This is a genomic window from Telluria sp. RT2P19 (assembly GCF_059685725.1).
Map to the genome: position 1 here is coordinate 464124 of NZ_JCASIL010000002.1, position 21131 is coordinate 485254.

Genomic DNA, 21131 nt, shown 5'->3' on the forward strand with positions numbered 1-21131 from the left:
GGCATTCGCCTCAAGTGCGATCGGCCGCGTAGCGCAGGCCGATCTGGCGCCGGATCTCGTCCATCACGCCCATCAGCGCCAGCGTCTCGTGGAGCGGCATCGACGGGCTTTCCAGCAGGCCCGCGCGCCAGCAGCGCTGGGCCTCGATCGCCTCGTGCACATAGCCGTTGCCGAGATACGGCGTCTCGATCGTGCGCTCGCTGCCGCCCTCCAACTTGACGGTGACCGAGGTCGCGCGGTGGAACATGGTGTTCATCCGCACCTGGCCGCGCTCGCCCGACACCGTCAGTTCGGCCGGCGAACGCGCCAGGAAAGAGCAGCTGCAGACCGACAGGCCGCCGCCTTCGTGCTTGAGCGTGAAGCCGGTCTGCACGTCGACACCCGTCGGCCCCATCTCGGCCTGGGCGCGCACTTCGAGCACGGGGCCCAGGAGGCCCGCCGCGACCGACAGTGGATAGATGCCCAGGTCAAGCAGCGCGCCGCCGCCCAGCACGGGATTGAACGCGCGGTGTTCGGGCCCGAAGGCGGCCGCGAAGCCGAAGTCGGCGACGATCTGGCGCGGCGTGCCGATCTCGCCCGAGGCCAGGATGCGCTTCACTTCGAGGTAGGCGGGCAGGTAGCGCGTCCACATCGCCTCCATCAGGAACAGGCGCTTCGAGCGCGCCAGCGTCACCACCTGCTCGGCTTCGCGCAGGTTCATCGTGAACGGCTTTTCGCACAGCACGCCTTTGCCGGCGCGCAGCGCCATCAGGGCGTTCGCGGCATGCTCGGGGTGCGGCGTGCCGATATAGATCAGGTCGATGCCCTCGGCCTGGGCCAGCAGCTCGCACGAACCGAAGCCTGCCAGCGCGCCGAATTCGTGGGCGAAGGCCGCGGCCTTGTCCTGGCTGCGCGAGCCCACGGCGGCCAGCACGGCGCCGGGCACGTCCTTGAGCGCATTGGCAAAGGCACGCGAAATCTTGCCCGTGCCGAGAATACCCCAGCGTACCGCTTCAGCCATCGGCTTCTCCCATTTTCAAGCCGTCCGCTTGGGACGGAACACCGTCGTATCGAGATAAAAATCAGGGTCTTGCCCAGGCCACCAGCCTGGAATGCCCAGCACCTGCAAGGGCGTGAAGCCGCCCGGCGTGAGCGCTTCTTTTGCCAGGCTGGCCGCCACCTCGCGGTCGAGCCAGGCGCGGCGCGCGTCCCTTGCCAGCGCAAAATAGTCGTCGCCCGCAAACACCACCCGCGTATGCGCGGTGATCGCCTTGCGCGGCGCCACCAGCTTTTCCATCAGCGCGTGGCCAAACAGCCAGACCTCGGCATCCTTGCCGAACAGGGCGCGCTTATCGTACAGGGCGGCGAGCCAGCGGTGCGCACGCAAGTCCTCGACCAGCGCCCGGCCCTCTTCATTGTCGCGCACCACCAGCAGGGCCGCATTCTCGTCGAAGATGGTGGCCGCGTCGCGCGCCGGTCCGCGCGACTTGCCGACGCCGGCGTGCGCGATCTGCGCCGCCTGCAACGCATTCAGCGCGCGCTTGACGAGCGGGAAAGTCTGCCATACCAGCGCATTGAAAAAATCGTGCAGGTTGTCGCGGGTCGGCACCTGGCCGGTGGCGCCGATGAATTCTTCATACGCCGTCCCCTCGGGCAGCGCGGCCTGCGGCACGAAGCACAAGGGCATGCCGGCGCCGTTGCGCAGGCCGAGTGCGCGCGCCGCCACGTTGAAGGCGTCGATGAAGCCATCGACTGGCGGCGCGGCGCGTTCAAAAGCCGGACGCACCGTGTCGTACCACGGCTGCGTCCAGTCGATCGGCGGCAGCACAGCGCTGTTTACACCATCTTCCAGTTGATGCTCTCGCCCGCGTTCAGCGGCACCAGCTGGTGTTCGCCCATCGGCACGGACTCCGGCAAGGTCCACGATTCGCGCTTGAGCGTGATCGTGCCCTCGTTGCGCGGCAGGTTGTAGAAGGCCGGGCCGTTGAAGCTGGCGAAGGCTTCCAGTTTATCCAGCGCGCCGGCCTGGGCGAAGGCCTCTGTATACATCTCCATCGCGTGCAGCGCGGTATAGCAGCCGGCGCAGCCGCAGGCGGCGTATTTGGTATGCACTGCGTGCGGGGCCGAGTCGGTGCCGAGGAAAAAGCGCTCGTCGCCGCTGGTGGCGGCGGTGACCAGCGCCAGGCGGTGTTCTTCGCGCTTGAGCACCGGCAGGCAGTAGAAGTGCGGGCGGATGCCGCCGCGGAAGATCTCGTTGCGGTTGTACAGCAGGTGGTGGGCGGTGATGGTGGCCGCGATCGGGCCCTCGGCCTCGGCCACATACTGGGCCGCATCCTTGGTGGTGATGTGCTCGAATACCACGTTCAGGGCCGGCATGTCCTTACGCAGCGGGCGCATCACGCGTTCGATGAACACGGCTTCGCGGTCGAACAGGTCGATCTCGTTGTCGGTGACCTCGCCGTGCACCAGCAGCGGCATGCCGACTTCCTGCATCACTTCCAGCGTCTTGTAGCACTTCTTGAGGTCGGTCACGCCGGCGTCCGAGTTGGTGGTGGCGCCGGCCGGGTACAGCTTGACCGCGTGGATGAAGCCGGTGTCCTGGGCGCGGCGGATCTCGTCGGGATCGGTGTTGTCGGTGAGGTACAGGGTCATCAACGGTTCAAACGACATCCCTTCCGGCAGCGCGGCCAGGATGCGGGCGCGGTAATCGAGGGCGGCGGCGGCCGTGGTGACCGGCGGGCGCAGGTTGGGCATCACGATCGCGCGACCGAACTGGCGGGCGGTGTGCGGCAGCACGCTGGCCATCGCCGCGCCGTCGCGCAGGTGCAGGTGCCAGTCGTCGGGGCGGGTGATGGTGATGGTGTCTGGGGTCTCGATGGTGGACATGGCGGCTCTCGAAAAACGAATGCCGTATTTTACCTGCGCGGCGGCGTGCGGGGTGCGTTCGGCGGCCCGGAAAGGCGTGTCGGATTGCCGTAACGGCAACGGTGTAAGCGTGCTTGACAGCACTAACTGTGCCTAGGATACTGCGGAACTTGCCATAATCTTCAGTACCACCCGGCCTTCGGTCCTCGAAAACCGGTCATTGCCCGAACAACCTGCCAGCGACAGCGCGATCCGCCGCCGCCGGCCCTGCACAGGTCCACACGACAGGAAGCTTTATGAATAATCGAAACCGCCTGACCACCTACATCATGATCGCGCTGGTCATCGGCATCGTGGTCGGCTACCTGGTCAACGCCAATACGGATGCGGCGGGCGCGACGAGCTTCTCCGACACGATGTCGCTGATTACCACGATGTTCCTCCGCTTGATCAAGATGATCATCGCACCGCTGGTGTTCGCGACCCTGGTGGTCGGCATCGCCAAGATGGGCGACGCCAAGGAAGTCGGCCGCATCGGCGTCAAGGCGCTGGGCTGGTTCGTGATCGCCTCGCTCATCTCGCTGTCGCTGGGCCTGGTGCTGGTGAATATCTTCCGTCCGGGCGACGCGCTGTTCGCGGCGGGCATGATGCCGCCGGTCGACGCGCAGTCGGGCATCACCAGCGGCAGCCTGACGATGAAGGACTTCATCACCCACCTGATCCCGACCTCGATCGTCGACGGCATGGCCAAGAACGAGATCCTGCAGATCGTGGTGTTCTCGGTGTTCTTCGGCACCGCCGCCGCCGCGGTCGGCGCGCGCGCCACGCCGATGATCGACGCCATCGACGGCGTCGCCCACGTGATGCTCAAGCTGACCGGCTACGTGATGAACTTCGCGCCGATCGCGGTGTTCGCGGCGGTGGCAGGCATCATCGCCAAGAGCGGCCTGGGCGTGCTGTCGACCTACGGCATCTTCATGGCCCAGTTCTACTTCGGCATCGCGCTGCTGTGGATCGTCCTGATCGGCATCGGCATGGCCGTCATCGGCCCGCGCATCCTGCGCCTGATTTCCGAGCTGCGCGGCCCGACCGTGCTGGCCTTCTCGACCGCGTCGTCGGAAGCCGCTTTCCCGCGCACACTGGAAAGCCTGGAGCGCTTCGGTGTCAAGAACCGCCTGGCCTCGTTCGTGCTGCCGATCGGTTATTCGTTCAACCTGGACGGCTCGATGATGTACTGCACCTTCGCCGCCGTCTTCATCGCCCAGGCCTATGGCATCGACCTGTCGATCGGCACCCAGATCACCATGATGCTGGTGCTGATGCTGACCTCGAAGGGCATGGCCGGCGTGCCGCGCGCCTCGCTGGTCGTGATCGCCGCCACCCTGAACCAGTTCGACATCCCGGAAGCGGGCCTCTTGCTGCTGCTGGCGATCGACCACTTCCTGGACATGGCCCGCTCGGCCACCAACGTGATCGGCAACGGCATCGCCACCGCCGTCGTCGCCAAGTGGGAAGGCGACCTGGGAGAGCCGAACAAGGAACCCGCCATCTCGCCGCTGAAGTAGGCGTGGTGAGGGGCTGCCCGTAGTACCGAGGCCTTCCAGCGATGGAGGGCCTTTTTTTATAATGACAACAAGGAGCGAGAGATGAAACAGATGGTTGCCGCCGGCATGCTGCTGGCCCTGAACAGCGCGCACGCCGCCACCCAGACGGTCGACTGTGGCCGGCTGCTGGACGTCCAGAAAGGCACGTGGCGCGAGCGCGTCAGCATCGTGATCGAGAACGGCAGCATCGTGTCGGTAGGGCCGATGACGCAAGCGGCCGGCAATATCGACCTGTCGCGCCACGCCTGCCTGCCGGGCCTGATCGACATGCACGTGCACCTGACCAGCGAAACCCTGCCGGCGGTCGACGCCTACCGCGACCGCCTGACCGCCAACCCGGCCGACATGGCGTATCGTTCCGTGAAATATGCGGAACGTACCCTGATGGCCGGCTTCACCACGGTGCGCGACCTGGGCGCCGCGGACAACCTGAACATCTCGCTCAAGCGCGCCATCGCCGCCGGCGAAGTGCCGGGCCCGCGCATGTTCACCGCCGGTAAATCGCTGGCCACCACCGGCGGCCATGCCGATCCGACCAATAACCTGTCGCATTTCCTGTCCGAGAAGATCGGCACGCCCGGCCCGGCTGAAGGCGTATTGAACAGCCCCGAGGAAGCGCGCCAGGCGGTGCGCACCCGCTACAAGGATGGCGCCGACCTGATCAAGGTCACCGCCACCGGCGGCGTGCTGAGCCAGGCCGCCAGCGGCCAGAACTCGCAGTACACCGAGGACGAGCTGCGCGCCGTGGTCAGTACCGCCAAGGACTACGGTTTCCGCGTCGCCGCCCACGCCCACGGCGCCGAAGGCATGAAGCGCGCGCTGCGCGTCGGCGTCGACTCGATCGAGCACGGCACCCTGATGGACGACGAGGTCATCGCGTTGTTCAAGAAGAGCGGAGGCTGGTACGTGCCGACCATCTCGGCCGGTCGCTACGTGGCGGACAAGGCCAAGGATCCGAATTACTACTCGGCCCTGGTGCGGCCAAAAGCGGCCGCGATCGGCCCGCAGCTGCAGGCGACCTTCGGGCGCGCCCACAAGGCCGGCGTGAAGATTGCCTTCGGCACCGATGCCGGCGTGTTCCCGCACGGCGAGAACGCGAAGGAGTTCGGCTATATGGTCGAAGCGGGCATGGCGCCGATCGATGCGATCCGTTCCGCCACCGTGAACGCCGCCATCCTGCTCGACCAGCCGAAGCGCCTGGGCGCGATCGCGCCGGGCTTCGCGGCCGACATCGTCGCGGTCGAGGGCGACCCCTTGAAGGACGTAAAAGTGCTCGAACAGGTCAAGTTCGTGATGAAGGACGGCGTGGTGTACAAGCAGCCGTAAACAATGCTACCGGGCCGGGTGGACGGCTTCCTCGTCCACCCGGTCGGCGGCCTCCAGCTCCAGCGGCGGCGACGCCACGTCTTCATCCGGCCGCGCCAGCTGCCTTTCCCACATCTGCGCATAAAGGCCTTGCGCCGCCAGCAGCGATCCATGCGTGCCGCGCTCGACGATCCTGCCGTGGTCAAGCACGATGATCTGCTGCGCATCCGCGATCGTCGACAGGCGGTGCGCGATCACCAGGGTCGTGCGGTTCTTCGCGATTTCTTTCAGTTCTGCCTGGATCGCCTGCTCGGCACGCGAATCCAGCGCCGACGTGGCCTCGTCGAAGATCAGGATCGCCGGATCCTTCAACAGCGTGCGCGCGATCGCCACCCGCTGCTTCTCGCCACCCGACAGTTTCAGTCCACGCTCGCCCACCATGCTCTGGTAGCCATCCGGCAGGCTTTCGATGAAATCGTGGATCGATGCCGCGCGCGCGGCCGCCACGATGGCTTCACGGCTGGCGCCCGGCCGGCCATAGGCGATGTTGTATTCGATCGTGTCGTTGAACAGCACCGTATCCTGCGGAACGATGCCGATCGCGGCGCGCAGGGATTGCTGGGTGATGTCGCGCAAGTCCTGGCCATCGATGCGGATCGCGCCGCCATTCACGTCGTAGAAGCGAAACAGCAGCCGCGACAGGGTCGACTTGCCCGAGCCGCTATGGCCCACCACCGCGGTCGTGGTGCCGGCGGGGATCGTGAAGTCGACATCGAACAGGATCTGCCGCTTGGTCTCGTAGCTGAACTCCACGTGCGAGAACGCGACCTCGGCGCCTTGCGTGACCAAGGGCTGGGCCTTGGCGTCGTCGGCCACTTCGCGGTTCTGGTCGAGCAGGCCGAACAGGCGCTCCATGTCGGCCAGGCTTTGCTTGATCTCGCGGTAGATCACGCCCAGGAAGTTGAGCGGCAGGTAGAGCTGGATCATGAAGGTATTGACCAGCACCAGGTCGCCCAGGCTCATGGTGCCGGCGATGACGCCCTCGGTCGCGCGCCACAGGATCAGGGTGACGGCGGTGGCGATGATCAGGGACTGGCCGGTATTCAGGACGGACAGCGAGGTCTGCGAGCGCACGGCCGCGTTCTCGTAGTTCTGCAGGCCCTGGTCATAGCGCCGCGCCTCATAGTCTTCGTTGCCGAAGTACTTGACCGTCTCGTAGTTGAGCAGCGAGTCGATCGCCTTGGTCGACGCCTTCGATTCGAGGTCGTTCATCGTGCGCCGGAAATGCGTGCGCCATTCGGTGACGACCACGGTGAACGTGATGTAGGACGCCAGCGCCACCGCGGTGATGATGGTGAACCAGATATCGTAGTTGAACACCAGGTAGGCCAGCACCAGCGTGATCTCGACCAGCGTCGGCAGGATGTTGAACAGCGAATAAGAGATGAGCGAGTTGACACCGCGCGTGCCGCGTTCGATATCGCGCGTCATGCCGCCGGTCTGGCGGTTCAGGTGGAAGCGCAGCGACAGCGCATGCAAGTGGCGGAATACCTTGAGCGCGATGGTGCGCACCGCGCGCTGGGTCACGCGCGCGAACAGGAATTCGCGCAGTTCGGTAAACACCGTCATCGACAGGCGCAGCAAGCCATAGCCGACCAGTAGCCCGAGCGGCAGCACCAGCAGTGCCTGCGGGTGAGCCGGGTCGATCGCCAGCCCGTCGATGATCTGCTTGAGTACCAGCGGCACGCCGACGTTGGCCATCTTTGCGCCGACCAGGGCGGCCATCGCGGCGATCACCCGCCATTTATAGATCCACAGGTAGGGGAACAGCGTTTTCAGGGTCGCCCAGTCATTGCGGGGCACGCCGGTGGCGTCGGGAGGAAGTGGGGAAGAATTGCGGCGCATGACGGGGCTTCGGGATTTATGGTTCAATTCGGGTCGATTGTAGCTTTTACCGAGAATTCACGATGACCACGCCCGAAAATCCAGAAAACACCCCTGCCACCGTCCGGACCACGGTGCGTCTGCCCGCAGGCAAGATGCCCGAGTTGCGGGTCATGCCCGCCCCGTCCGACGCCAATGTGTATGGAGACGTGTTCGGCGGCTGGATCATGGCGCAGGTCGACCTGGCCGGCTCGCTGCCGGCCACCCGCCGCGCCAATGGCCGCGTGGCGACCATCGCCGTCAACTCGTTCCTGTTCAAGAACCCGGTGTTCGTAGGCGACCTGCTGTCGTTCTACGCCGACATCACCAAGGTCGGCAACACCTCGATCACCGTCTTCGTCGAGGTGTACGCCGAGCGCAACCGCCTGGCGGCCGAGGTGGTCAAGGTGACCGAGGCCACGCTGACCTATGTCGCCACCGGCCCGGATCGCAAGCCGCGCCAGCTGCCGCCGCTCGAATCGCTGGTGGCGCACCGGTAAAAAAGGCCGCCAGCTCGGCGGCCCAGCCGGTTTTACGCCGGTTTTTTCTCGTCGCGCAGTTCGCGCCGCAGGATCTTGCCGACATTTGTTTTCGGCAGCGTCTCGCGGAACTCGATGAACTTCGGCCGTTTGTAACCGGTCAGCTGCTCCTTGCAGAATTCCTTGAGCTGCTCGGTGGTGAGATTGGCATCCTTCTTGACCACGTACAGCTTCACCGCCTCGCCCGAGTTCTGATCGGGCACGCCCACGCACGCCACTTCGAGCACGCCCGGGTGCGCAGCCACCACGCCTTCCACCTCGTTCGGGTAGACATTGAAGCCCGACACCAGGATCATGTCCTTCTTGCGGTCGACGATGCGCGTATAGCCTTGCGGGTCCATGATGCCGATGTCGCCGGTCTTGAAGAAGCCGTCCGAGGTCATGACCTTGGCCGTCTCGTCGTCGCGCTGCCAGTAGCCGGCCATCACCTGCGGGCCGCGCACGGCGATCTCGCCGGCGATGCCGAACGGGACTTCGTTGCCCGCTTCATCCAGGATGCGCAGTTCGGTCGACGGCAGCGGCAGGCCGATCGTGCCGGTGAAATCGGTGATGTCGCAGCGGTTGGCGGTCACTACCGGCGAAGTCTCGGACAAGCCGTAGCCTTCGACGATCGGGATGCCGGTGGTCTTGAGCCACTTGTCGGCCACCGCCTTCTGCACCGCCATGCCGCCGCCCGGGCATACTATCAGGCCCGAGAAATCGAGCTTGGCGAAATCGTCGTTGTTGAGCAGGCCGTTGTACAGCGTGTTCACGGCCGGGAAGATGTTGATGCGGTAGCCGCCGAGTTCCTTGACGAAGCCCTTGATGTCGCGCGGGTTCGGGATCAACAGGTTCATGCCGCCCACGCGCAGGCCCAGCAGCGCGCAGACCGTGAGCGCATAGATGTGGTACAGCGGCAGCGCGCAGGCGAACTGCGCCTGTTCGCCGGCCTTCATGCGCGCAAGCGTCGGCCCGAACCAGGCTTCGTTCTGCAGCACGTTGGCGATCACGTGGCGATGCAGCAGCACGGCGCCTTTCGACACGCCGGTGGTGCCGCCGGTGTACTGGAGGAAGGCGATGTCGTCGTGGCCGATCGCGACCGGCTTGAGCGTGTCGCGCGCGCCTTCGGCCAGCACCTTGTTGAAGGCGACAGCGCCCGGCAGCGAATAAGCCGGCACCATTTTCTTGACCTTGCGCACGACCAGGTTGACCAGCGTGCCTTTCAGGCCGCCCAGCAGGTCGCCCATGGTGGCCAGCACGATGTGCTTGACCGCCGTCTGGCCCACCACCTGCTCGAGCGTGTGGGCGAAGTTCTCGAGCACCACGATCGCCTCGGCGCCGGAGTCGGCCAGCTGGTGCTGCAGCTCGCGCGGGGTGTACAGCGGATTGACGTTGACGACCACGTAGCCGGCGCGCAGCACGGCGGCCAGCGCCACCGGGTACTGCAGCACGTTCGGCAGCATGATGGCCACCCGCGCGCCGGGCTTCAGGCCGCGCGCCTGGAACCAGGCCGCCATCCGCTGCGACATCGCATCGAGTTCCGAGAACGTGATGGACTTGCCCATGCAGGCATAGGCCTTGCGGTCGGCGTACTTGCGAAACGCTTCCTCGAGCAAATGCGTCAGCGAGCGGTACTGGGTCGGGTCGATGTCCGCCGCCACGCCGTTCTCGTACGACGAGAGCCAAAATTTGTCCATCTGTGTTGCCTTCCTTGTTGGTTCCAATAAAACGCCAAAGCCGCCCCGCAGGCGGCTTTGGCTGGCTGCGCGCTGCAGCCTTCTGTGCCGTGATGCCTACGCTACCGTTTCCGCCTGCTTCGTCTCGTCCCTCAACGCGCGCCTCAGGATCTTGCCGACGTTCGTCTTCGGCAGCTCGTCGCGAAACTCGATGTACTTCGGTCTCTTGTAGCCGGTGAACTGCTCCTTGCAGTAGGTCATCAGCTGTTCGGCCGTAAGGCCAGGGTCTTTCTTTACCACGAATACCTTGACCGCCTCGCCCGAATGCTCGTCAGGGACGCCGACCACGGCGCATTCGAGCACGCCCGCGTGACCCGCGATCACGCCTTCGAGCTCGTTCGGATAGACGTTGAATCCCGATACCAGGATCATGTCCTTCTTGCGATCGACGATCTTGACGTAGCCAGCGGCGTCCATGAAGCCGACGTCGCCCGAGCGGAAGAAGCCGTCGGCGGTCATGACCTTCGCGGTCTCGTCCGGGCGGTTCCAGTAGCCAGCCATGACTTGCGGACCGCGGATCGCGATCTCGCCAATTTCGCCCGGGGCCATGTGGCGGCCTTCGTCGTCGATGATCGCGATATCGGTCGACGGCACCGGCAGGCCGATGGTGCCGGTGAATTCGGTGCTGTCGGCGCGGTTGCAGGTGGCCACCGGCGACGTCTCCGACAAGCCATAGCCTTCGACGATGGCCACGCCAGTGAGCTCGCGCCACTTGTCGGCCACCGGCTTTTGCACCGCCATGCCGCCGCCATTGCACATGCGCAGCGCCGAGAAATCGAGGTGGGCGAAATCGGGATTGTTAGCCAGCGCGTTGTACAGCGTGTTCACGGCCGGCAGCATATTGACGCGGTATTTTGCCAGCTCCTTGACGAAGGCCGGGATGTCGCGCGGATTCACGATCAGCACATTCAGTGCGCCCATGCGCATGCCCCACATCGCGCACGCGGTCAGCGCGAAGATGTGGTACAGCGGCAGCGCGCACACGATCGTGACCTGCTCGCCCGCGGCCTGCTTCATGCACGGCTCGGCCCAGGCCTCGGTCTGCAGCACGTTGGCGATCACATTGCGGTGGGTGAGCGTGGCGCCCTTCGACACGCCGGTGGTGCCGCCGGTGTACTGCAGGAAAGCGACGTCGTCGACCTTGAGTTCGGCCGGCTTGAACGGCATGCGCTCGGCCTGGGCCAGCGCTTCCTTGAAGGTGACCATGTTCGGCAGCGAGAACTCGGGCACCATCTTCTTGACGTTGCGCACCACGAAGTTGACCAGCATGCCTTTCACGCCGCCCAGCATCTCGCCCATGCTGGCCACCACCACGTGGCGCAGCGGGGTCTTGCCCATCACCTTCTGCACGGTGTGGGCGAAATTTTCCAGCACGATGATCGCTTCGCTGCCCGAATCGCTGATCTGGTGTTCGAGTTCGCGCGCGGTGTACAGCGGATTGACGTTGACGACGGTGTAGCCGGCGCGCAGGACGGCGGCCAGCGCGATCGGGTACTGCAGCACGTTCGGCATCATGATCGCCACCCGCGCACCCGGCGCCAGGCCGCGGCTTTGCAGCCAGGCGGCCAGCTTCTTCGAATACGTGTCGAGTTCGCCATAGGTGAGGAACTTGTCCATGCACACATAGGCCTTGCGGTCCGCGTACTTGCTGAAGGACTCTTCGAGTAAATGCACCAAGGAGCGGTATTGATCCGGATCAATCTCCGCAGGCACGCCCGGGGGATACGACTGCAGCCAAGTTTTGTCCATCGGTCACCTCTGTCTCGATATCGCTACTGCGATTTTTATCGTTCTGGTCGGGCGGCCGGAGGTGTATGCCGGCCCGCCTGCGCACGTGGCTTATGTGTTTGCCATCGCTGATGGTGATGCTATCGGGCAGCGCCCCAGTGCGCAAGCGGTTTTACGGCGATTGGAACCTGCCCTCTACGGAGACGCGCCGATGGTGCGCTGCACCACCAGCGTCGCAGGCGGCGTCGTTATACCGAGGTGCTTGAGCGCGCGATGACGCTCTTCCTTGTCGAGCTTGGCCAAGCGGTTGACGGCCCTGTAGAAGCCACGCCACGTCCTCTCGCGACGCAGCAAAGCGCGAAATGCCGGCACGAAATCGTTATACGTCGCCACCGAGGCCAGGTGGGCGTTCGACAGCGGCTCGGCGAAGAAGCGGTCGTAGCCCGCGTAGCCGCCCCAGTTCGCCTTGAGAACCTGGTAGTCGTCCTGCAGCGCCAGGAACAGGCGCGCCTTGGCCGCGCGCTTGACCCCGTCGGGCTCCATGCTCTTGTAAGTACGCTCGAGCTCGCCGCGATAGCGCAGCAGCAGGGCCAGGAAGTCGCTCTTGCGCGTCTTGTAGCGCTCGTATGCTTCGCTCATCTGCGGATTGCCGAAGCGCGCGAGCCAGGCCTCCACACCGGCCTGCTCCACCGCGCTGGCGAACGATTCGTTGAACTGCGAATCGCCCGCCACATACACGACCTGGTGCGCCAGCTCGTGGAAGATCAGGCGCGCCAGCTCGGCGTCCGGATAATTGATGAAGGTCGACATCAACGGGTCGCTGAACCAGCCCAGGGTCGAATAGGCGCTCACGCCGCCGACCTCGACGTCGTTGCCCTGCGCGCGCAGCTGCTTGGCATACGCCTTGGCCTCGGCCTGGCTGTAATAGCCGCGGTAGCTGACGCAGCCGGCCACCGGGAAGCACCATTGGATCGGTTTGAGCGACAGCTCGGGCGTCGCGACCACGTTCCACAACACGTAGGGCCGGCCGAGACTGGTGTAGTTGGTATAGCTGCCGTTGTCGGGCAGCTTCATTTCCTGGATGGCGAAGCGGCGGATCTGGCGCGCCGACTCGAGGCGGTGGCGCAACTTGACGTTGGTACTGCGATCGGCGATCCAGTCGTCGATCGGGCGCGCATCGGTCAGCAATTGCAACTGGCCTTGCGCGGCCTGGGTGTAGTAAGAAAGGGATGAGCAGCTTGACAACATGAGGGCCGCGGCTGCTGCGGCCATGACTGGCTTGAAGGCCAGGGAAAATCTAGAGGGTTTCATCTCGCGTCAAGGGTGCAGCTCTTTCGACCTGCACCAGGGTGTCGTAGAAAGTAGGCGCCCGGCCCATGTCGGTCAAACGCTGGCTGGTGACTTCATTGGCGTTCTTGCCGTCGCTGGCGAGTTTCTTCCACCAGACGGACAAGCCCACCACCAATCCAGCACGCGCCTTGTCGGTCACGCGTGCGCGGGCGAGGAACGAACCGCGGTCGTTAAAAATGCGCGCCATGTCCCCGTGGGCGATGCCGCGTGCCGCGGCGTCGGTCGGGTGGATGTCGAGGTGCGGTTCGCCCTCAGTTGCGCGCAGGCTCTTTACATTGACAAACGTTGAATTGAGGAAGTTCCGCGCTGGCGGAGAAATCATCGCGAGCGGGTATTTTTCGGCAAGCTCGGGATTGGACGCGACCGATTCATAGGGCGGAATATAGGTCGGCACCGGATCGAGCCCGTCGGCCAGCATGCTTTCGGAAAAGAACTCGCACTTGCCGGACGGCGTCGTGAAACCGCCTTCGGCAAATGGCGCGGCCGGCATGTTGAGCTTTTTCCAGCCGCTGCGCTTGAGCGAATCCCAGTCGAAATGGATCGCGCGCGCATCGTTCTTGTTGAAGGCCTGGGCCGCGATCTCGTCGTCGCTCTCCTGGAAGCACGGGTCGTCGTAACCCATGCGCGCCGCCAGCCGGCGGAAGAATTCGGTGTTCGGCTTCGATTCGCCGACCGGGGCAATCGCGGCGTTATTCGCCATCATGTACAGGTGGCCATAGGCCAGGTGCGCATCGACATGCTCGAGCTGGGTGGTGGCTGGCAGCAGGATGTCGGCGTAATCGGCACTGTCGGTGTGGAAGTGTTCCAGCACCACGGTGAACAGGTCTTCGCGCTCGAAGCCCTGCTGCACCTTGCGCGACTCAGGCGCGATCGCCAGCGGATTGGCGTTGTAGACGATGACGGCCTCGATCTTCGGGCCGAACTCGGGCGAGGCTTCCTTGAGCAGGTCGTCGCCGATGGTGGTCATATTGATCGTGCGCGGCGTGCGGCCGGCCAGCAGGTCCGGGCGCTGCAGCGCCGGGCGGTTGGTCGGGAACGACGCCGAGGTCGACAGCTGGATGCCCCCGGCAGGCAAGCGCCAGGCGCCCACCAGCGCCGGCAGGCAGGTGATGTTGCGCACCGCCATGCCGCCGCCGCGTACGCGTTGCAACCCATAATTGACGCGGATCGCGGCCGCTTCGCCGTTTTTGGCGGTTCGTCCGTAAAGGCGCGCCAGGTTGACCACCTCGTCGGCCGTGATGCCGCAGGTTTCGGCGGTGCGTTCCGGCGTCCATTCGAGCGCGCGCGCCTTCAGGGGTTCGACGCCGAGCGTGTAGTGCTCGATGTAGTCGTGGTCGAGCAGGTCCTCCTTGATCAACACATGCATCATGCCCAGCGCCAGCGCGGCATCGGTGCCGGGCAGCAGGGCAATGTGCTGGTGACACTTCTCGGCCGTCAAGGAACGATAGGGGTCGATCGCGATGAGTGTTGCGCCACGGCGCTTTGCTTCCTGCGCGCGCATCCAGAAATGCAGGTTGGACGCGATCGGATTGCCGCCCCAGATCAGGATCAATCTGGCGTCCTGGAACTGTTCGAGGTCGGTGCCGATCGAACTGCCGATGGTGTAGCGATAACCGGTGGCGCCGGCGGTGGCGCAGATGGTGCGATCGAGCAGCGAGGCGCCCAGCTTGTTGAAAAACCGCAGCGACATCGATTCGCCTTGCACCAGGCCCATGGTGCCGCAGTAGCTATAGGGCAGGATGGCTTGCGGGTCGCGTGCGCTGATGTCGGTCAAGCGTTCTGCGATGGTGTCGAGGGCCTCATCCCAGCTGATGCGCTCGAATTTTCCCTCTCCCTTGCGGCCCACGCGGCGCATCGGATGCAGCACGCGATCCGGGTGGTAGGTGCGGTCGATATAGCGCGACACCTTGGTGCACAACACTCCCGCCGTGGTCGGATGCTCCGGATCGCCCTTTACTTCCCTGGCCACGCCGTCTTCGACTTTGACGAGGATGGCGCAGGTGTCGGGACAATCGTGGGGACAGGTCGCACGGACGTGGGTAGTGGTCATATTCTTATGAAGCTTTGCTGAAAAAACTGCGTGAATCCAATACTTTATACGATTCCGGCGGGCTTCGTACCCTCGACTTTGAAGACTGTTTGAGGCAGGCTACAATAATTAAATGCATGCCATGCAAAGGCTTCAACAAGCGTGGCCAGACCACGGGCCCTCGAAAAACCGTCGCGAGGCAGCAATTTCGGTTGAGAAGCGCATCCTTACGGGCGTAAGGCGAGCATCGCAGACCGAGATTGCAACGCGCAGCAGGTTTTCCGAAGTACCCTATCTAGAACAGTGTGGAGAACACGATGAAACTAGTGGAACCTATCCTGTCTTTCCAGGCCGAGATCGAAGCGATCCGGCGTGACCTGCATGCCCACCCGGAACTGTGCTACGAAGAGCACCGCACCTCGGAGATCGTCGCCGAGCGCTTGACCGCATGGGGCATCCCCGTGGTGCGCGGCCTGGGCGTGACCGGTGTCGTCGGCATCATCAAGAACGGCACATCGCCACGCGCGATCGGCCTGCGCGCCGACATGGACGCCCTGCCCATGCAAGAATTGAACGGCTTCGCGCATGCCTCGACCCATGCGGGCAAGATGCACGCCTGCGGCCATGACGGCCACACGGCCATGCTGCTCGGCGCCGCCCACTACCTGGCGCAGCATCGCAACTTCGACGGCACCGTGTACCTGATCTTCCAGCCGGCCGAGGAAGGCGGCGGCGGCGCCCGGCGCATGATCGACGACGGCCTGTTCGAGCGTTTCCCGATGGACGCCGTGTATGGCATGCACAATTGGCCAGGCATCCCGGAAGGCCATTTTGGCGTGGTATCCGGCCCGATGATGGCGTCCAGTAACGAATTCCGCGTGACCGTGCGCGGCAAGGGCGCCCATGCGGCGCAGCCGCACCGCGGCATCGATCCGGTGATGGTGGCGGTGCAGATCGCGCAAGCCTGGCAGACCATCGTCTCGCGCGAAAAAAACCCGCTGCACACCGCGGTGCTGTCGATCACGCAGATCCATGCGGGCAGCGCTACCAATATCATTCCCGATGAGGCTGAACTGGTCGGCACCGTACGCACCTTCACCACCGAGGTGCTCGACCTGATCGAGCGGCGCATGCAAGAAATGGCCGACGGGATCGCGGCCGGTTTCGGCGCCAGCGTCGGTTTCGGCTTCAAGCGCAATTACCCGCCGCTAGTCAACCATCCCGAGCAAACCGCGTTCGCGATCGAGGCGATGCGCGCGGTGGTGGGCGCATCGCAGGTCAACGCCACGGTCGAACCGACCATGGGCGCCGAGGACTTCGCCTTCATGCTGCAGGCCAAGCCGGGCTGCTATGTCTTTATCGGCAACGGCGAGGGCGAGCACCGCGCCGGCGGCCACGGGCTCGGCCCCTGCCAGCTGCACAATGCCAGCTATGATTTCAACGACAATCTTCTGCCGATCGGCGCCAGTTACTGGGTGCGGCTGGCGGAGATGAGCCTGCCTGTCGGCTAAGCGATATGGTTGCCGGGCCCTTGAGCCCGGCATGTTGTGGATCTAGAACAGTCCCAGGAATTTTTTGCGGGCCGTGTTCTTGCGCGCCGGGTCGACCACGTCGGTGACGTTGTACTCGTTGAACTTGTCCAGCAGTTCCGGGAAGCCGCGGCGGCGGGCCAGGTTCAGCTCTTCCTTGAACAGCGGCACCACGCAGTGGAAATAGACGTCCTTGCCGTCGACCGTCACCGAATGGAAGGGTTCGGGGCTCGATGCCGGCGGCAGCACGATGGCGCCGCAGAAGCCGATGCCGGCGATATACGGCTTGGCCGGGTTACCGTTCGGCAGTGAGTGGCCAAGGCCGATCCAGGTACGCTCCTTGTGCGGATAGTGCGCCAGGTGGCGCAGCAGGGCGACCGGCCAGTACCAGCGCTCCTCCTGCATCGATTGCTCATCCAGTTGCCACGAGGCCGGCAGGGCCATCATGAGTTCGGCGTAGGCCGGGGCGCCTTCCGGCACGTTCATCGCCTGCCTGCTCATGCCCGACGTCACCAGGCGGACGTAGGGGTAGGATTCGGTCGGTCCGATGACGTGGATGTCGACCTGGATGCCACCGTCGGTCTCGCCTGCCCTGGTCTCGTGGAAATACAGGGTGGGCTTGCCCAGGTGGGCGGCGATGTGCTCGCCTACCGGGTCGTGCGGCAGCACAGTGGACTCGGGCTGGCGCTGCATGGGCGCGGCGAGCGGGTACAGGGGGGTGATGGTTGGTTCGGCCATTATTATTGATGGGTGTCGGTTGCGGCGGGCATCTATGATACCTTCGTCACATGGTTACGTGTCCGCCAGCACGCTATTGTTCTGGCTTGTACAATATGCATTGCACAAATACGCACCTTCCTTTCCAGGGATACCCATGATCACTACTAAGAAGAAAATTGCTGCGCTGGCCGCCGTGTGCGCCGCGCTGTTCGCTCCGCTCGCCTCGGCCCAGTCGACCGTGGGCAACGGCTATATCGATTCCGCCTCGTTCGAATTCGGCACCAATCCGCAACAGCGCATGTACCGCATCGCGGTCCAGTCCGACTGGGACAAGCGCTGGTTTGCCGGCAATGGCCGCCATCTGTCGGGCTACTGGGAGGGCAACCTGGCTCTGTGGCGCCTGAACTCGTATGAGAACGTGCGTGGCCAAAACAAGAACCTGATGGCGATCGGTTTCACTCCGGTGTTCCGCTACCAGAACGATAACAAGCTCGGCCTGTACGGCGAAATTGGTATCGGCGTCAACCTGTTCTCGACCCTGTACAAGAACGAAGACAAGGAACTGTCGACCGCCTTCCAGTTCGGCGACCACATCGGCATCGGCTATACCACCCAGAAGTGGGACTTCGGCCTGAAATACCAGCACTATTCGAACGCCAGCATCAAGAGCCCGAACGCCGGTGCCAACTGGTTCATCGCCAAGGCGGCTTATCGCTTCTGATGTCCAATGTCATGACTTGTGCCTGGCCCGGCCTCGCCGGTCCATGGCGCTGGCAAATGATAATTCATGACACAATCGGGCCTTGAGCGGCGGCTGCCGCCCGTTGTATTCAAGAGGCCCGATTGACCCCTTCGCCCACCCTCAAACGCTATCTTCCCTGGCTCGTCGCCACTGCCCTGTTCATGGAGCAGCTCGACGCGACCATCGTCAATACCGCCATCCCCAGCATTGCCGCCAGCCTTGGCGTCACCCCGCTGAGCCTGAAATCGGTCGTCACCAGCTATATTCTTGGCCTCGCAGTCGGCATTCCGCTGAGCGGCTGGATGGCCGATCGCTTTGGCACCCGGCGCGTATTCTTTACGGCGATCGCCATCTTTACATTCGCATCGGTGCTGTGTGGGCTGTCGATGAGCGCCCACATGATGACCGCGGCGCGCCTGCTGCAAGGGCTCGGCGGGGCCATGATGATCCCGATCGGCCGGCTGGCGATCGTGCGCACCTTTCCCAAGAACGAGCTGCTGGGGGCAATGAACTTCGTGATCATTCCGGCCCTGATAGGCCCGCTGCTAGGGCCGACGGTCGGCGGCCTGATCGTGCATTGGACATCGTGGCGCGTCATCTTCTTCGTCAATATCCCGGTAGGATTGGCGGCGCTGTATTTTGTCTGGCGCCATATGCCGGACTACCGCTCGGAAGAACGACGCCCGCTCGACGTGCTGGGCCTGGTCCTGTTCAGCAGTGGCACGGCCTTGCTGTCCTGGGTGCTGGAAGTGTTTGGCGAACATACACTCGATGGCGTGACGGCCGGGCTGCTGTTCGTGCTCGCGCTGGGCCTGCTGGGTGCTTATGCGTGGCATGCCTGCCGCGTCAAGTTTCCTCTGCTGCGCCTGACCCTGCTCAAGATCCGCACTTTTCGTATCGCGGTGCTGGGTGGCTTCGTTACCCGCCTCGGCGTGGGGGGCCTGCCCTTCCTGCTGCCGCTGCTTTACCAGCTGGGACTGGGACTACCGGCGTGGCAGTCGGGCTTGCTGATGATGCCGGCGGCGCTGGCCGCAATGGGCATGAAACTGTTCGCACCCAGGTTGCTGGCGCGCTTCGGCTATCGCCAGGTGCTGTTGATTAATACGATGATGATCGGCGTTACCATTGCCATGTTCACGCTGGTGGATGCCGGGACGCCGCTGGCCGTGATCGTCGGCATCAGCTTGATGCAGGGCTTCTTCAACTCCCTGCAATTCTCGAGCATGAATACGCTGGCCTATGCCGACGTCGAGCCGGCCGATACCAGTATGGCCAGTACGATTTCCAGCTCGTTCCAGCAACTGTCGATGAGCTTTGGCCTGGCGGCCGGGTCGATCGTCACGGCCTGGTTCCTGGGTGGCGTATCGCAGACCAATGGAGGCCAGGTGACGCAGGCGCTGCACCACGGCTTCACGGCGCTGGCGGTGCTGACCCTGTTCTCGTCGGCGGTGTTCTGGCGCCTGCGTCGCAACGATGGCGACAGCATCAGCCGCGGCCAGAGCGTCGCGCCAGTGGCCGAACCGGTGACGGTAACGGCGCAATAGGAGGGGCCTCAGTCGAGCGACTGGGGAATCACCTTCACGGAGCCGCGTTTCAGCGGGCGCGGATTGTCGATCTGCGAGAAATAGACGCGTTCCTGGCTCTTGGCGATATAGACGCGGTGGCGATGCAGGAAGTCCGTTCCCAATACCAGGATTCCCCCAGCAAAATCCAAGCGCATCAGGCGCAGATTAAAATCCTGCACATCAAGGGTGCCGATCGACAGTTGCTGGATCGGGACGTTCCACACCGGCTTGGACGGATCGTCTCCGGGCAGGGCTTCTTCGCGCGTGGCGCCTGGAGAGTCCGGCGTCAACCCCAGCCGTACCGCAGCGCTTTGCGGGATGTAGGAATGGGGCGTCGACGTTGACAGCAGAGCCATGACATCCTGGCCATTGATGCGTACGGTGAAAACCGGCCTCGGATCGCGCTTCCACTTGTCAACCAGGGTTGGCACGGCGACTGCTTGGGGATCCCAGTAGGCCAAGTGCTCCCGGAAGCAGCCCTCGGGCTTGAAAGACTTCAGATAGCCGGCATCCAGGGCGATCTCGAGGTCTTGCTGCAAGAGGTTACCGGCGCCGAGCCGCATGCCGTATTCATCGTCCATGAATTCTTCGACCGGAAACCATTGGCGCTTGCCCCGGGTATGGGCGAAGGAATAATCGTCGATCAGCGAGGTCAGGACCGTTCTCGTGATCATGTCCTTGCCTGTCGCACTGGAACCGTCGCGTACATATTGTGTACTGGTCGTACTGTTGACCTTGATGCCAAGGCGGTCCAGTGTCTTTTTGTTGAGCAGGATCTTTTCCGCGGACCCCGTACTCAGCATGGCGGAGACGGTGTTGCCATTGATCTTCGCTTCCCCCACTGGACGCAGGTCGTCGGTGAAGGTGAGCGGCATCGTCGCCAGTTCACCCATCACACAACCCGCCGACAGCGATTGCGCCATGACGGGGCTGGCGAGCGTGAGGGCGGCGAACAGCATGGCCCGGAGTGAAACGGTATGGGGGGAAGAGAATATCGAGGTCATTGTATCGCTAGGCTGTCTCGGATAAGACAGTATAGGGATACGAGGCTTGGCCACTCGCTATGGACGCGTAGATTACCCTTGTAGCATGGGTTTTTGCGGCTTTGAGCTCGTCGTTTGAAAGCAAAAAACCCCGCTCAGATCACTGAGCGGGGTTTTTCTATATAACTAGCCTGACGATAACCTACTTTCACACTGGTTGCAGCACTATCATCGGCGCAAAGTCGTTTCACGGTCCTGTTCGGGATGGGAAGGGGTGGGACCGACTTGCTATGGTCATCAGGCTTTGACTTGTACTGGCTACGCTTCACGCGTGGGCGGCAAAGACGCCCACCCTACGCTTTGTTCAGCGTGGCCATGAATCTGGAAGAAGTAATGTTGGGTTGTAGTTTGTATCGAGCAGTTGTACTCGTCAACCTTGACTACCAAGGTTATAGGGACAAGCCGTACGGGCAATTAGTACTGGTTAGCTTAATGCATTACTGCACTTCCACACCCAGCCTATCAACGTCCTGGTCTCGAACGACCCTTCAAGGA

The 21131-nt window shown here is 63.7% G+C and carries 16 protein-coding genes and 2 rRNA genes; 6 read left to right on the forward strand and 12 right to left on the reverse strand.

Going from position 1 to position 21131, the window contains the following annotated elements:
* Positions 1-10: 10 nt before the first annotated feature.
* From AC56KW_RS04250 to pyrC, 3 genes are read right to left on the reverse strand one after another with little or no spacing between them, the layout of a single operon-like run.
* Positions 11-1000 carry a Gfo/Idh/MocA family protein gene (locus AC56KW_RS04250; protein WP_497169473.1) on the reverse strand — a complete coding sequence of 330 codons (990 nt, stop codon included), beginning with the start codon at positions 998-1000 and terminating at the stop codon, positions 11-13.
* A 15-nt stretch (positions 1001-1015) separates the two neighbouring features.
* On the reverse strand, positions 1016-1807 hold the full coding sequence (locus AC56KW_RS04255; RefSeq protein WP_497169474.1) for a DUF3025 domain-containing protein: 792 nt from the start codon (positions 1805-1807) through the stop codon (positions 1016-1018).
* Positions 1808-1815: 8 nt separating this feature from the next.
* A complete protein-coding gene (pyrC, locus tag AC56KW_RS04260; RefSeq protein ID WP_497169475.1) occupies positions 1816-2865 on the reverse strand; it encodes a dihydroorotase in 1050 nt (349 codons plus the stop codon).
* 275 nt (positions 2866-3140) lie between these two features.
* Here pyrC and AC56KW_RS04265 point away from each other — a divergent pair, with 275 nt between their 5' ends.
* Positions 3141-4409: a dicarboxylate/amino acid:cation symporter gene (locus AC56KW_RS04265; RefSeq protein WP_497169476.1), complete on the forward strand. Its 1269-nt coding sequence runs from the start codon at positions 3141-3143 to the stop codon at positions 4407-4409.
* Positions 4410-4490: 81 nt separating this feature from the next.
* Entirely contained in the window at positions 4491-5774 is a 1284-nt protein-coding gene (locus AC56KW_RS04270) for a metal-dependent hydrolase family protein (protein ID WP_497169477.1), read from the forward strand.
* A 6-nt stretch (positions 5775-5780) separates the two neighbouring features.
* Here AC56KW_RS04270 and AC56KW_RS04275 read toward each other — a convergent pair whose 3' ends face one another.
* Positions 5781-7658, reverse strand: a complete 1878-nt coding sequence (locus AC56KW_RS04275; RefSeq protein ID WP_497169478.1) for an ABCB family ABC transporter ATP-binding protein/permease — start codon at positions 7656-7658, stop codon at positions 5781-5783.
* 62 nt (positions 7659-7720) lie between these two features.
* Between AC56KW_RS04275 and AC56KW_RS04280 the strand changes: the two genes are divergently transcribed.
* Positions 7721-8176, forward strand: a complete 456-nt coding sequence (locus tag AC56KW_RS04280) for an acyl-CoA thioesterase (RefSeq protein WP_497169479.1) — start codon at positions 7721-7723, stop codon at positions 8174-8176.
* 32 nt (positions 8177-8208) lie between these two features.
* Here AC56KW_RS04280 and AC56KW_RS04285 read toward each other — a convergent pair whose 3' ends face one another.
* From AC56KW_RS04285 to AC56KW_RS04300, 4 genes are all read right to left on the reverse strand, one after another.
* Entirely contained in the window at positions 8209-9891 is a 1683-nt protein-coding gene (locus tag AC56KW_RS04285) for a long-chain-fatty-acid--CoA ligase (protein WP_497169480.1), read from the reverse strand.
* A 96-nt stretch (positions 9892-9987) separates the two neighbouring features.
* Positions 9988-11679 (reverse strand): long-chain-fatty-acid--CoA ligase, encoded by a 1692-nt coding sequence (locus AC56KW_RS04290; RefSeq protein ID WP_497169481.1) that lies wholly within the window; start codon positions 11677-11679, stop codon positions 9988-9990.
* Between the two features lie 174 nt (positions 11680-11853).
* Complete coding sequence (locus AC56KW_RS04295; RefSeq protein ID WP_497169504.1) at positions 11854-12930, reverse strand: aminopeptidase; 1077 nt, start codon at positions 12928-12930, stop codon at positions 11854-11856.
* Positions 12931-12955: 25 nt separating this feature from the next.
* On the reverse strand, positions 12956-15058 hold the full coding sequence (locus AC56KW_RS04300) for a molybdopterin-containing oxidoreductase family protein (RefSeq protein ID WP_497169482.1): 2103 nt from the start codon (positions 15056-15058) through the stop codon (positions 12956-12958).
* A gap of 296 nt (positions 15059-15354) precedes the next feature.
* Between AC56KW_RS04300 and AC56KW_RS04305 the strand changes: the two genes are divergently transcribed.
* Positions 15355-16548, forward strand: coding sequence for a M20 aminoacylase family protein (locus AC56KW_RS04305; RefSeq protein ID WP_497169483.1), 1194 nt, complete (start codon positions 15355-15357; stop codon positions 16546-16548).
* 42 nt (positions 16549-16590) lie between these two features.
* On the opposite strand, the gene AC56KW_RS04310 is transcribed toward AC56KW_RS04305, so the two are convergent.
* A complete protein-coding gene (locus AC56KW_RS04310; RefSeq protein ID WP_497169484.1) occupies positions 16591-17304 on the reverse strand; it encodes a suppressor of fused domain protein in 714 nt (237 codons plus the stop codon).
* Positions 17305-17440: 136 nt separating this feature from the next.
* Here AC56KW_RS04310 and AC56KW_RS04315 point away from each other — a divergent pair, with 136 nt between their 5' ends.
* Together AC56KW_RS04315 and AC56KW_RS04320 are read left to right on the forward strand one after the other, a co-directional pair.
* Positions 17441-18007 (forward strand): acyloxyacyl hydrolase, encoded by a 567-nt coding sequence (locus tag AC56KW_RS04315; protein ID WP_497169485.1) that lies wholly within the window; start codon positions 17441-17443, stop codon positions 18005-18007.
* Positions 18008-18129: 122 nt separating this feature from the next.
* Positions 18130-19572, forward strand: coding sequence for a DHA2 family efflux MFS transporter permease subunit (locus AC56KW_RS04320; protein WP_497169486.1), 1443 nt, complete (start codon positions 18130-18132; stop codon positions 19570-19572).
* 8 nt (positions 19573-19580) lie between these two features.
* Here AC56KW_RS04320 and AC56KW_RS04325 read toward each other — a convergent pair whose 3' ends face one another.
* From AC56KW_RS04325 to AC56KW_RS04335, 3 genes are all read right to left on the reverse strand, one after another.
* A complete protein-coding gene (locus AC56KW_RS04325) occupies positions 19581-20597 on the reverse strand; it encodes a retroviral-like aspartic protease family protein (RefSeq protein ID WP_497169487.1) in 1017 nt (338 codons plus the stop codon).
* Positions 20598-20765: 168 nt separating this feature from the next.
* Positions 20766-20878, reverse strand: a 5S ribosomal RNA gene (gene rrf / locus AC56KW_RS04330).
* A gap of 151 nt (positions 20879-21029) precedes the next feature.
* Positions 21030-21131, reverse strand: a 23S ribosomal RNA gene (locus tag AC56KW_RS04335); the annotation flags it as partial.